Raw genomic sequence first — 12,865 nt, 5'->3', positions numbered from 1 at the left:
ACGCGCGCTGCCCGCCTATACGCATCCGCGCGACGCAAAGGGCCGGATGAATGAGACGCATATCGAACAAAGCCGTGCTTGGCGGTATGATGCTGCTGTCACTTGCGGCCTGCGACATGATCTCCGGTTCGAAAGACAAGCCAGCCGAGAAGCAGGCCGCGCAGGGTTCCGCAATCGTACCTGCGGGCAATGCTGCCGACACGCTGCTTGGCACGCCTATGGCGGATCGCGTGGCGGTGGTCGGGTTGCTGAACAAGCGCAACGGGCAGACGCGCGACCTGGTGATGAAGCCGGGCAAGGCGCTGCGCGTCGGTGATGCCGTCGTGCGCCTGCGGGCCTGCGAGCAGACCGCGCCATGGGAGAACACGCCTGAAGTCGGCGCCTTCGTTCAGCTTGACGTGCGCAGTCCGGGCGACGGGAAATGGCGGCGCGCCTTTTCCGGCTGGGTGTTCAAGAACCGCCCTGAACGTAACGTCGTGGAGCATCCGATTTACGACGTATGGGTGAAGGAATGTCGGATGACATGGCCGGAAACTGGACCGGATACGCTCAAGGTTGGCGGCAAAGGCGATTCTTCGCCCGCGAAATCATCAGGAGGCACCGGTAACAGTACTGCCGAAGCGCCCGACAGCGCCGAGCCTGCCCCGGCGACGAACGCCGCTAATTGACCTTCGCGGTTTTGGCCTTCCTGTCACGTACTGCCTGACGCAGGAAATAGCCTGTACCGGCCAGCACCATCAACGCCATCGTGAACCACGTCAGCGCATAAGCGAGGTGATTGTCGGGGAAGGCAACGACCGTCAGCCCGCCGGTCGGCGTGTCCTTCTGCGGATCGGCCGCGGCATTCGCGTCGATGAAGTAGGGCGCGACATGTGATAGTCCCTTGGCGTGCGCAATGGCCGCGACATCGCGGGAATACCACCGGTTCTTGGCCGGATCGTTGCTGCGCAGGAAGCCGCCATCGGGTTCGGTAATCCTGAGAAGCCCCGTCACCTTGGTCAATCCTTCGACTTTATCATGTGCATTACGGCGCTCCGGCGGTACGAAGCCGCGGTTCACCAGAACGAGGAAGCCTTGGTCTGTGCGCATCGGCGTCAGCACCCAGTAGCCGCTGCCCAGCACCGTTGCGGCCTGCACAAGGGTTTCCCGATCGTTGAGATAGGTGCCGTATATGCTGATCCGGCGATAGGCATGTGTGTCAGCAGTTATGTTGCGCCATTCGGAAGGCTCAGGTGGGGCGACGGGAGGCGCATGAATGCGCGTCTCGATCTGCGCGACAAGCGCGTGTTTCCATATGCGGCGCTCCAATTGCCAGATTCCAAGCCACATCAAGCCCAAGAACATGGCGCACCCCAGCGCTGTGATGACTGCCAGCGCCGCTGTGGATCTGGCGGTGCCGCTATCGGTGTGTTGATGGAGTGGACGGAAGGTCACTCGCTAAATTCCCCAAGCGCTGCGTACCCGCGCAAGATAATGCGCCGTGCCTTCCTTGACGACTGCCTTGGACAATATGCCCTAGCGAAGGGTGAAGGATCAGGGCTTTGAACGCAGGGGCACGACAACGCGCTGCCCTTCGACATCGCCCGTCCAAACGCTCATGCGGTAAACAGAGGCGATGCGCGGCGCAGTCAGTACTTCAGAGGGTGCGCCATCCGCCACGAGGCGGCCTTCGTCAAGCAGCAGGACGCGATCGCAAAAGCGCGCCGCCATCGACAGATCGTGCAGGACGGCGATCACCAACGCGCCCCTGTCCGCCTGACGCCGCAGTAATTCCATGACTTCGATCTGGTGACCGGGGTCGAGAGCGCCCAATGGCTCATCGACGATCAGGGCGGGCGCCTGCACCGCCAACGCGCGCGCCAGCAAGGCACGGGCGCGCTCGCCGCCCGAAAGCTGTATGGCATTGCGATGACGCAGATGCTGGACATCCGCCATTGTCAGGGCATGGTCGATCGCGAGACGATCCTCCTCGCCTATGCGGGAAAATGGCGCAAGATGCGGCAGGCGGCCGAGCGCCACCAGCCGCTCGACGGAGAGCGGCCAGTGCAATGTCTGCCCCTGCGGCAAGTAGGCGATGCGACGCGCTATCTCGGGACTCGGAAATTTCCCAACGTCCATGTCATCGATACGAACCGCCCCGGCGCCAACCGGAACGAGGCCTAGAATGCTGCGGACGAGCGTCGATTTGCCTGCGCCATTAGGGCCGATCACACCCACCAGATTGTGCGTCGGAAGAGAGAACGAGATATTCTGCAGCACGGATCGTGCGCCGATCGCGACATGCAGCGCTTCGGTCGTGATCGTCACCATAGCCGTCGCTCCCGCAACAGATGGACAAGGAAGACGGGCACGCCAAGAAAGGCGGTCACGACGCCAAGCCGCAATTCGCTGCTGGCCGGGATCAGGCGCACGGCGATGTCGGCTAGCATAAGCAGAGCAGCCCCGCCAAGCGCCGACGGCAGCATCACCGCACCGGGGCTGCGGTCCGTGAATGGTCGCACAAGGTGGGGCACGATCAGGCCGACGAAGCCGATCGATCCGGAGACCGCCACCGCGCCGCCGACGCCGATGGCGACGCCAAGGAGCAGGCGCGTGCGCAGGCGGAGCAGGTTTACCCCCAGGGATCGCGCCGCATCCTCGCCCAAGGACAATGCATCCAGCCCACGGCCATTCCACAGCAGAAGCACCAAACCCACCGCGATGCAGGGAAGCGCCAAGCGGACATGATCGAAAGAACGGTCCTCTAATGAACCGAGCAGCCAGCTTGTGATTTCCATGGCCGCAAAGGGATTAGGCGAGAGGTTCAGCGCGAGGCTGATTCCCGCTCCCGCCAGCGTGGAGATCGCAATGCCGGCGAGGATCAGCGTTAGCGGACCTTCGCTGCGACCGGCGAAGGCAAACAGCGCCGCCAAAGCGATCACCGCCGCTGCTATGGCGCAGGCGGGAAGCAGCAGGGGGTTCAACGCCGCCAGCCCGAAATACAGGGCGATGACAGCCCCTAGAGCGGCGGCGCTGGATGCACCCAAGACCGATGGTTCGGCGAGAGGATTGCGAAGATAGCCCTGCAACGCCGCGCCTGCCGCACCCAGCATTGCGCCTACGCCAAGGCCCAGCAACGCGCGGGGCAATCGCAAATCGAACAAAATGATGCGCGCCACCGGATCATCCGAACCCGCCATTGCGGCGATAAGGCGGGCGGGCGGCAGCGATGTCGTGCCGACCATCATCGACACTATCGCCGCAAGCAGGCAGACAATGGCAAGGCCAGTCAGAAGCAGAGGACGGTTCATATCATCCGTGCTCCCGCGAGAGCCGGAACATGGGTGTGCTTGTTTCCGAAGCATCTTCCCGCCAAGAGGGCGGCATGAAGCGCTCGCTCCTCCCATTGCCAATGGTGATGCTCGCCGCCTCCGCTCCGGCGGCTCCGGCGCCAGCGCCGAAGCGCATCGTCTCGCTTAACCTCTGCGCGGACCAGCTGCTGCTGGCGCTCGCTGATCGCAGCCAGATCGCGGCGCTGACGCCCTTGGCGCGGGATGTGGCGATGTCGGCGGAAGCGACGCGCGCGAAGAACTGGCCGGTGGCGAAGGGAAACGCCGAAACCCTGCTGACTTTGAAGCCCGATCTCGTCATTTCGAGTCCCTATTATCAGATCCCGCCACAAGTAACCGGCGGATTTCGGCAACTCTCCCTACCGGACGCCACCAACTATGCACAGATCGTGACGCAGGTTCGCCAAGTTGCTGCTGCTGTTGGTCATCCGAAGCGGGGAGAGGCGCTGGTGAGGCGCATGAATGCGGCGCTGGCTGCTTTACCGAGGGCCAGGCGCCATCCGGTCGCGGCCTATTATCAGCGGCGGGGCTATATGACCGGCACCGGCACACTGGTCGATGACCTGATGCAGCGCGTCGGCTTGCGCAATCTGGCTGGAGTTCTGGGTAAGCCGGTCCTTTCGCGCCTGTCGCTGGAGGAGATGGTGGTCGCAAAGCCCGACTATCTGATCGTGGAAACGGCAACGGATACGGTCCCAGACAAGGGCACGGAGATGCTGCATCACCCCGCGCTAAAGTCCATGGCGCGCCTGCGCCTCCCTGAAGCATGGACGGTGTGCGGCAGCCCCGCTTATGTCCTGGCGGCGCAGAGCCTCGCCGCGCAACTGCGGCAGTAGTCGCATGGGGACCGCCGCTGGCTAAAGGGGTGACTTGCGCCACCCCCCGCCAGAGCCGGTCAGGCCGAGGCCCGCAGGCAATCAAATGCGGAACTTGATGCCAGCATAGGCTGCGCGGCCTGGAGCCAGGAAGCCGACATTTTCCACATAGTCTTCGTCAAACAGGTTCTCGACGCGTCCGTAGATGGATACGCCCGGAACGACGGTGAAGTCCGCCCCCAGATTGACGAGCGTGAACGCATCAAGCGGCGCAGTGACGAACGTCGCAAAGTTCGTATCGAGTTGCTTGCCGTTGTACCGGACCGTCGCATTTACGCCGAAACGCTCGTCCGAAGTCCGCCAGCTCAGATTGGCGCTGGCGATGTTCTTCGCGCGCCGGATCAGCACGATGTTGCTCTCATCCTTCGCTTTCAGATAGGTGTAGGACGCATTGAAGCGCAGCGTCGGCAGGATTGCCGCATCGACCGAGACTTCGACGCCGTGATGCGGCGACTTCCCGGCTCGGTTGATGGCGGTGTAGACCGGGGAAAAGGTCGAGACGATCTTGTCCTCCAGATCCGCTTCGAAATAGGTTGCGTCGATGCGCGCGCGACCTTCGAAGAACGACTGCTCGACGCCCGCTTCCCATCCGGTGGACTTCTCCGGTTTCAGATCGGGATTGCCGACAAAGCCGCTGGTCGGCGAATAGCCGAACAATTCGGAGAAGCTGGGCGCTTTCACGCCGGTGCCGCCTGCGGCATGAACACGCGTGCCTGTCTCGAAGCGATAGCTGCCCTGTGCGCGCCATGTCGTGTTGTTGCGAAAGCGGCTGTTGTCGTCATAGCGCACAGCCAGGCCGATCCCGCCTCGGTCGTTCAGCTTCACGTCGTACTGGCCAACGAAGCCCCAGTTGGTCGTGCGGCGGCGCGGGTTGGCAGCGTTCACGGGGCCAGCGTTGCGAAATTCCTCGCGCTCATAATCGATCGCCCCGGTGATTCCGTGTGTGAGCGGACCGGATCCAAGCTGAAGCGTGGAAACCCAGCTTGCTTTCTGCCGACGGCCGCGTGTTGCGCTCTGGACGTCGCCGTCTTCACCGAGATAGTCACGGTTGCTGTCCTGCATCTGCGCGCTGAAGTCGTTGATCCAGCGGTCGCCCTCTGCGCCGATGCGGGCACCGACAAGCCCGTAGAAGGCGCTGTTGCGATAGGAGCCGCCATCGTCGGTGGCGAAACCGCTCCCGGCATAATCCTGATCGCTAAGATCGGCGTTAGTATGATTGTAGCGAGCGACGGCGCGTAGTGCGATGGAGCCGACGGTATAGCCCAATTTACCGCCGATTGTGCCAATCTTCGATCCCACATGCCGCGTTCCGCCCGGTGCGATGGCATAGCCACCGATGGCCGAATAAGAACCGTTGATGGCATAATCAATGTCGCCGACGGTGCCGCCCGCGCGGGCTGAGCCTTGGCCGGTGTCGAACGACCCGCACTCGATCCGCGCGCTGAAGCCCGGCAGACTGCGTCCATCCGCGGTGATGTAGTTGATGACGCCGCCGATCGCATCCGATCCATACAGCGCGCTCTGTTCGCCGCGCAGCACCTCGACGCGCGCGCCATCATCGGCGAACAGCGTCGCGAAATCATATTCGCCATAAGTCGGGTCGGATGCTTCGATGCCGTCGATCAGCACCAGCGTATGATTGCCTTCCGCACCGCGGATGCGCACCTGCGTCAGTTGACCCGTTCCTCCAGCGCGGTTGACGGCGATGCCCGGCACATCACGCAGGACATCGGAGACGATCTGCGTCTGCCGATCGCTCAAATCTTCCGCCCTGATGACGGTGATGGACGATCCGAAGGTGGCGGTGGATAGCCCCTCCGGCGCGCGCGTGCCCGTCACGACGATCTGATCGGTGACGTTTTCGCTGTCAGGCGCAGTGGTATCGACGGGCGCGGATTGCGCCAGGGCGGGAATAGGGCACAGCGCGGCTACGGCGCAGCCCAGCAGGAAACGATTGGTCATGTGAAATACATCCTGCGGCGTCAATCAGGCGACTATGGCCGGGGCTTCCGCGCGAACGGTCGACGCACGTCAGGGATGGACACCGCAGCACCCGTCACGCGCGCCGATGCGGCCCCAGCCGCTCCGGTTCGTCGCTCAGACGGAGAACTACCGTGCCCTGACCAATCCCTGAGTCAAAGCAAGAGCGACCAGTGCGCTGGCAGGTCTCCTGGCTCGCGGGTCATCGCTTGATGCACACCTTCCCAGAGATTTTGCGTCCCCAGTGGCTGCACCTTCCGGCAAAGGAAGGCGCGCGTGCATCGCGCTCACCGCTTACAGTTGCAGGGACAGCCGTGGAGTTGACGGAGTTGAGATCGCTGCATGTTCCCGGCGCCATTTTGGCTGCCGTGAATTCGCATGACACTGCCCCCGTCGCACCACATTCCCTTTCAAGCCCTTTCGGGCACCGGCGCGATCATGATGCCTCGGCCAAGCCGATGCATCGCCGCGCTCCATACGCCAGTTTATGTAAATGGCAATGGGTTTGCCGTTCGACAGCCGGGAACGAAGCGGCTATGCGGCGAGCCATGCCGGGGCAATATCTCAGAAGAACAGGCGTAAAGGGCCAGTTGCTGCTGGTCCTGACGCTCTGCGCCCTGCTCGCCCGCGCATGGATTCCCTCAGGTTGGATGCCCGATCGCACATCGGATGGCTACGCCATCAGCCTGTGCACGGGCATGGGCGCTGTGACGGTGTGGGTCGACGACAAGGGCGCGATCCACAAGAACAAGCCCGTCAAATCCGGCACCGACGATCAACCCTGCGCCTTTGCGGGCATGTTCCATTTGGCTGCGCTGCCGCAGGTTGCGGCTGTGCCTGTGGGCATGATGCCTGCTATCGCCATTCAGGGGATTTTGCCCGCTACTGCGATCGCCGTCGGTCGCGGGCTGGCGGCCCCGCCACCGCCGCCGACCGGACCGCCCGCCAGCCTTTGAAATAGCGTCGTCCTGCGAAGTCGCGGGACGCTTTTTGTGCATTTCAAAGGTATGTTCCATGACATTGTTTTCCCGCGTCCTTTGCGGCGCGTCGCTATTGGCTTTGGCCGCTCCCGCCCTGGCCGACGACGCCCCCGCCGACCAGACCATCATCGTCACCGCACAACGCGTCATCGACGATGCCCGCGCGCAGGCGGCGCAGACACCCGGCGGAACCGATGTCATCTCGGCAGACGAATATCGGGACAAAGCTGCTGTCAGCCTGCGTGACGCGTTGAGCTTTTCGCCCGGCGTCTACACGCAGCCGCGCTTTGGGCAGGAAGTTCGCCTCTCGATCCGCGGATCGGGGTTGTCGCGCGGCTTCCATATGCGCGGGCTGACGCTGTTGCAGGATGGCATCCCGATCAACCTTGCCGACAATAATGGCGACTTTCAGGAACTCGACCCGACAATCTTTCAGCATCTCGAAGTCTATCGCGGTGCCAATGCGCTTCGGTTTGGCAGCGCCACGCTGGGCGGCGCGATCAATGGCGTCACGCCGACCGGGCGAACCGCGCCGGGTGTCACCTTGCGTGTGGATGGCGGCAGCTTCGACACGGTGCGGGGGTTGGCCACGGTCGGCTATGCCGACGACAGGGCGGACGTCTGGGTCGGGGTCGCGGGCGACACGTCCGATGGCGATCGCCAGCACGCCGATCGCACGTCGCTGCGCTTCAACGGCAATGTCGGCCTGCGCCTGACGGACCGGATCGAGACGCGCTTCTATGCCAGCGCCCAGACGATCCGGCAGGAACTCCCCGGGGCGCTCGATCTGGCAACCACTGAACGCAAGCCGAATACGGGCAACTTTGCTGGCAATCAGCAGCGCAACATCGATTCCTTGAGATTGCAGAACCGCACGCGCTTTCTTGTTGGCGAGAACGGCACGCTGGATGTCGGCGCATTCCTTAACCAGAAGTCGCTCGATCACCCGATCTTTCAGGTAATCGATCAGGATTCAACCGATTATGGCGTCTACGCCCGCTACGAACAAATCTGGGACAAGGTGGCCTTGACGTTGGGCGGTACAAGCCGCTGGGGCCGCGTCAATGCGCTTCAATATATGAACGCCAGCGGCCGCCGTGTCGGACCGCCGACCGCCAGCGCTTTACAAATGGCGGGCACCACGGACCTTTACGGCGAACTGCGTGTCGCGCCGGTGGAGAAGTTGTGGCTGATCGCGGGCGGCGTGTATGTCGACGGGCGGCGACGCGTCGACAATCGCTTCAATCCCACGGCCAGCGACTCAGAGGATTTCTCGCAATTCTCGCCCAAGTTCGGGCTGTTGTTCGCGCTATCGGAGGCGGTGCAGTTCTACGGTAATTATAGCCGTTCGGCGGAGCTTCCGGGTTTCAGCGAACTGGCGCAGGCGCAGCCGGTGCCGGGCTTCGTACCCCTAAAGGCGCAGACCGCATGGACCGCCGAAATCGGCACCCGTGGGCGGGCGGGCATAGCCGCATGGGACATCAGCCTATATCGCGCGGATCTGCGTCAAGAACTGCTGCAATATTCGGTCGTGCCAGGCACGATTCCCGCAGCAACCTTCAGTGCGGACAAGACGCGGCATCAGGGCATCGAAGCCGGACTTGATTTGACGCTGACGCCATGGGCGACATTGCGGCAGGTTTACACTCTGTCCGACTTCACCTTCCGCAATGACGTGCAATTTGGCGGCAATCGGCTGCCGGTAATTGCAAAACACCTTTATCGCGCGGAAGTGCAACTCGGATCGGACGCGATCAGGGTCTCGCCGAACCTCGAATGGGTGCCGCGCGCGGCCTATGTGGACTATGCCAACACGGTGCGGCCCGACGGCTACGTCCTCTTCGGTCTCACCGCTCACGCGCAAGTGGCAAAAGGCGTCACCCTCTTTGCCGATGCGCGAAATCTGACGGCGAAAAAGGCCGTGGGCGACATCTCCGCCGTCGTTCGCGTCACCGGGCCGAGCCAAGCGCTTTACTATCCGGTCGAGCGGCGGGCATTCTCGCTCGGCGCGCGGGCCAGCTTCTGAAAGGCGGAACGATGGATGGCACATCCTTCTATCGCACGATCTGGCGCTGGCACTTCTACGCTGGCCTGATCGTGCTGCCGGTGCTGCTCTGGCTCGCCACCACAGGCGCGCTGTATCTCTACAAACCGGAGATCGAGCGCGCTTACTACGGCGCCTGGACGCAGCGTCATTTCGGCAGTGAGACGACGAGCCTCGCGCAGATCGTCCGCAACATCGAAATACAGACAAAGGGCCGTGTGACGCGCATCGAGCGACCCGCCGATCTCCGCGAAAGCTGGAGGATAGGCGTCGATACGCCCGATGGGGAGCAGCGGACCGCATTTGTCGATCCCGCCGTAGGTTTGGTCCTCGGCTCAATGGCGGGGGGCGGCATCATGGAAACGGTGAAGGAACTGCACAGCCTCGCCATCACTGGCCCTGTCGGCAACGCGTTGATCGAGATCGTGGCAGGCTGGGCGATCCTGTTGTGTGCGACCGGCTTCGTCCTGTGGTGGCCACGGGGTACGAACCGCGCGCTGGCCTTGCGCGGTCATCCAAGGAACCGGCGCTTCTGGAGGGATTTCCATGGTTCCGTCGGCGCGTTGGTGGGCGCGATATTGCTGTTCCTGGCGCTCACGGGCATGTCTTGGTCGGGCGTATGGGGCGACTGGCTGCGGCAGGGCGTCAATGCGGCGGGCCTCGGCAGACCAGCACCGCCGACAGCCTCTGCGAATGCACATGCGGACCATGAGACGACGCAGGCGCTACCCTGGTCGATGCGTGACGGCATGACGCCGATGGGGCATCCCGGCCATATGCTCGGTCCGAATCAGGTAGCGACGGTCGCGGCCGAGCGCGGTATGAGAGGAGCGCTCATCTTATCCTTCCCCAAAGCTGCCGGCGCTCCCTGGGTAGCGACAGTGCCCGTCACGCGTGTGGAGGATAGCCATGTCCTCTTCATCGACCCAGCAAACGGCGCGGTATTACAGGATGCTCGCTACACTGATTTTGGCAAGGGTGCGCAGGCGATCGAATGGGGCATCTACACCCATCAGGGCCAGCAATATGGGGAAGCGAACCGTCTCGTCATGCTGGCGGGGTGCATCGGCATATGGCTGCTGGCGCTGTCCGCGCCGATATTGTGGTGGAAGCGACGCAGCGGCGGGCGATTGTCTCCGCCTCCCGTAGCGGAACGTCGGATGAAGGGCATCACGGCAGTCATGCTGGCAGTGGGTGCGTTCTTCCCGCTCACCGGCGCAACGATGGTCGCCGCGTTGCTGGGCGAGCGGCTGTGGCGGCGTAACGTATCTGGCTAGGCCGCGAAGCCGTGCATTCGGCGGCTCCACTGGAACGCGATCACGCCTGCCTTTGCAGGCTGGATCAGCGCCGCCGCCAGAACGAGCGCCAATACCGGCCATAGGAAGATCTGCACGCCTATGGGTATGCCAACGTGCGTGGTCTCCACCATGACCGGGACCAGGATGTGGCCGAGCAACAGGATGACGATGTAAGATGGAAAATCATCCGCCTGATGCCGGTCCCATGCGGTGCCGCAATGGGCGCAGGCATGTACGGGTTTTAGAAAGCGGCCGAACATCTTCCCTTCGCCGCAATCCGGGCAGCGATTGCGCAGGGCGCGGAGCAGGGCTGGTCCGAAAGGCCGGTCGCCGTCGGCGGGCAGTGGAGCGGGAGACATGTGACCCCGATAGAGGTTGTCTACGGAACTGGCAATGTAACCCTAGCCACAGTCCTGCTTCCTTGGCAGAAGGCTGCGGCATGCGCCTGCCCGATCCTCCCGATCCCTTTATCCTGTTCGATGATGCGCGCAGCGTGAACCCAGCGCCCGCGCGGCTGTATCGCGATCCGGTGGAACTCATCGTGGCGCGGGATTACGGTGACGTTCAAGTCGCCCTCGACCGGATCGGTGAAGCTGCGGATCGCGGCCTGCATGCCGCTGGTTACGTCGGCTACGATGCCGCATTTGCCTTGGAGCCGAGGCTTGCGTCAAAAGCACCTGCGCGAGGTGCGGGGGAGATGCCGCTCGTCTGGTTCGGGCTATTTGATGGGTTCCGATATGTGGAGCCTGACGATGTTCCCGCCATGTTGCCTGCGCCGGGGAGCGCTGGCGCCGGAATGCCTCGCCCGTTGATCGAAAGGTGCGAATATGAAGCCGCCTTCGAAGGAGTGCAGGAGGCCATCAAGGCGGGGGATACCTATCAGGTAAACCTCACCTTTCCTTGCGAGGCGTCGTTGCTGGGCGATCCGCGGGCCATATACGCGGCGCTCCGCCCCCACGCGCGTTCGGGCTATGGCGGCATCGTCTATACTGGCGAGGATTGGCTGCTCTCTTTTTCGCCCGAACTGTTCTTCACGCTGGTGCGCGGGCAGTTGACGGCACGCCCTATGAAAGGGACAGCTTTGCGAGGCCGCGACGCCGCCACTGACGAAGACATGATGGCGCAGCTTCGGAACGATCCGAAGCAACGCGCCGAAAACCTGATGATCGTCGATCTTCTGCGCAATGACCTGTCGCGTGTGTCGCTGGCGGGCAGTGTCACGGTGCCGGAACTGTTTCACGTCGAGACCTTTCCAACTGTGCATCAGATGACGTCCACTGTGCGCGCGCGTATTTTGCCTGGTCTGTCCGCCATTGATGTCCTGCGCACCATCTTTCCATGCGGCTCCATCACGGGCGCGCCCAAAGTACGGGCCATGGAGGTAATCGCCGACATCGAACATGCCGCGCGCGGCCCGTATACCGGCGCGATTGGGCGCATTGATGCGGATGGTAATGCCGCCTTCAATGTTGCCATCCGCACCATTTCCGTCAAAGATGGCGCGAATACTGGGCGGATAGGACTGGGTTCGGGCGTCGTCGTGGATTCTCTGTGCGATGCGGAGTGGCGCGAATGTCTCGACAAGGGCCGGTTTCTAACGCCGTTGCAGACGGATATGGAATGAACGAGACGGCGACTATGGCAGGTTCGACAGGTCTCATGGAAGATAGCGCAGGCGAGCGGCCGTTCGACCTGATGGAAACCATGGCGTTCGACCCGATGGAGGGCGTCCGGTTGCTCGACCTCCATATGGAACGATTGAAGACGAGTGCGGAGGCCCTGGGTTTCACATTCAACCGGCACGATGCCCGCAACGAACTTCAGGCCGCGACCTTCCGCCTGCGGGAGCGGTCGCGTATCCGGATGCTCGTGTCGAGGCGCGGGTCCGTCGCCATCGAAGTGCGTGAGCATCGCACCTGGCCCGACCCGATCATGCGGGTGGCCGTGGTGCGCTGTTCCGCCAGCGCCGACGACTTCCGCTTGCGACACAAGACGACCGATCGTTCCATCTATCGACAGGCGCTGAAGGCGGGCGGCACATATGAAGTCCTGATGACCGATGCGTCCGGGTATCTGACGGAGGGCTGTTTTTCCTCGATCTTCGTAGAGCGGGGCGACAAACTGCTGACACCGCCGCTCTCGCGGGGGCTGCTTCCCGGCATCCTGCGGCAAAGCCTGCTCGATCAAGGTCATGCCGTGGAAGCAGATTTGCGGCCTTACGATCTGGAAAACGGCTTTTATATCGGCAATGCTTCGCGCGGCATGGTCGCGGCGCAGAAGGTTGCCGCTGGCAGTCGATAAATGCCCGGTGCACGGGTTGCCCCTCAGGACATTGCGCATTAAGGGACCGACCGTTCCC

Annotated in this window: 12 protein-coding genes and 1 riboswitch; of the genes, 7 read left to right on the top strand and 5 right to left on the bottom strand. The window is 62.9% G+C overall.

The features are described from left to right. Nucleotides 1–50 precede the first annotated feature (50 nt). Complete coding sequence (locus C1T17_RS00445; RefSeq protein WP_411269203.1) at nt 51–668, top strand: DUF2155 domain-containing protein; 618 nt, start codon at nt 51–53, stop codon at nt 666–668. Here the strand turns inward: C1T17_RS00445 and C1T17_RS00440 are convergent. The 3 genes from C1T17_RS00440 to C1T17_RS00430 form a co-directional block, all read right to left on the bottom strand. Then, nucleotides 661–1,434, bottom strand: coding sequence for an SURF1 family protein (locus tag C1T17_RS00440; RefSeq protein WP_317617064.1), 774 nt, complete (start codon nt 1,432–1,434; stop codon nt 661–663). The genes C1T17_RS00445 and C1T17_RS00440 overlap by 8 nt on opposite strands. 99 nt (nt 1,435–1,533) lie before the next feature. Next, nucleotides 1,534–2,310 (bottom strand): ABC transporter ATP-binding protein, encoded by a 777-nt coding sequence (locus C1T17_RS00435; protein WP_104951717.1) that lies wholly within the window; start codon nt 2,308–2,310, stop codon nt 1,534–1,536. After that, entirely contained in the window at nt 2,304–3,290 is a 987-nt protein-coding gene (locus C1T17_RS00430; RefSeq protein ID WP_104951716.1) for a FecCD family ABC transporter permease, read from the bottom strand. Before C1T17_RS00430 ends, C1T17_RS00435 begins: the two co-directional genes overlap by 7 nt. 74 nt (nt 3,291–3,364) lie before the next feature. Between C1T17_RS00430 and C1T17_RS00425 the strand changes: the two genes are divergently transcribed. Continuing rightward, nucleotides 3,365–4,165 carry an ABC transporter substrate-binding protein gene (locus C1T17_RS00425; protein WP_104954898.1) on the top strand — a complete coding sequence of 267 codons (801 nt, stop codon included), beginning with the start codon at nt 3,365–3,367 and terminating at the stop codon, nt 4,163–4,165. 81 nt (nt 4,166–4,246) lie between these two features. Here C1T17_RS00425 and C1T17_RS00420 read toward each other — a convergent pair whose 3' ends face one another. Further along, nucleotides 4,247–6,166: a TonB-dependent receptor plug domain-containing protein gene (locus C1T17_RS00420; protein WP_104951715.1), complete on the bottom strand. Its 1,920-nt coding sequence runs from the start codon at nt 6,164–6,166 to the stop codon at nt 4,247–4,249. Nucleotides 6,167–6,346: 180 nt separating this feature from the next. Then, nucleotides 6,347–6,631, bottom strand: a riboswitch (cobalamin riboswitch). A 101-nt stretch (nt 6,632–6,732) separates the two neighbouring features. Here C1T17_RS00420 and C1T17_RS00415 point away from each other — a divergent pair. The 3 genes from C1T17_RS00415 to C1T17_RS00405 are packed head-to-tail and all read left to right on the top strand — an operon-like array spanning nt 6,733 to nt 10,485. Beyond that, nucleotides 6,733–7,140 (top strand): hypothetical protein, encoded by a 408-nt coding sequence (locus C1T17_RS00415; protein WP_104951714.1) that lies wholly within the window; start codon nt 6,733–6,735, stop codon nt 7,138–7,140. Nucleotides 7,141–7,198: 58 nt separating this feature from the next. After that, a complete protein-coding gene (locus C1T17_RS00410; RefSeq protein WP_104951713.1) occupies nt 7,199–9,190 on the top strand; it encodes a TonB-dependent receptor family protein in 1,992 nt (663 codons plus the stop codon). An 11-nt stretch (nt 9,191–9,201) separates the two neighbouring features. Beyond that, on the top strand, nt 9,202–10,485 hold the full coding sequence (locus C1T17_RS00405; RefSeq protein ID WP_104951712.1) for a PepSY-associated TM helix domain-containing protein: 1,284 nt from the start codon (nt 9,202–9,204) through the stop codon (nt 10,483–10,485). Here the strand turns inward: C1T17_RS00405 and C1T17_RS00400 are convergent. After that, entirely contained in the window at nt 10,482–10,865 is a 384-nt protein-coding gene (locus C1T17_RS00400; protein WP_104951711.1) for a DUF983 domain-containing protein, read from the bottom strand. The genes C1T17_RS00405 and C1T17_RS00400 overlap by 4 nt on opposite strands. An 80-nt stretch (nt 10,866–10,945) precedes the next feature. On the opposite strand from C1T17_RS00400, the gene pabB reads away from it, so the two are divergent. Together pabB and C1T17_RS00390 are read left to right on the top strand one after the other, a co-directional pair. Further along, nucleotides 10,946–12,130, top strand: coding sequence for an aminodeoxychorismate synthase component I (pabB, locus tag C1T17_RS00395; protein WP_104951710.1), 1,185 nt, complete (start codon nt 10,946–10,948; stop codon nt 12,128–12,130). Between the two features lie 35 nt (nt 12,131–12,165). Then, nucleotides 12,166–12,807: an aminotransferase class IV gene (locus tag C1T17_RS00390; protein ID WP_104954897.1), complete on the top strand. Its 642-nt coding sequence runs from the start codon at nt 12,166–12,168 to the stop codon at nt 12,805–12,807. Nucleotides 12,808–12,865 lie beyond the last annotated feature (58 nt).

This window comes from Sphingobium sp. SCG-1, from assembly GCF_002953135.1.
In the GTDB taxonomy this organism is placed as follows: Bacteria; Pseudomonadota; Alphaproteobacteria; order Sphingomonadales; family Sphingomonadaceae; genus Sphingobium.
This window is presented reverse-complemented; position numbering and strand designations above follow the sequence as displayed.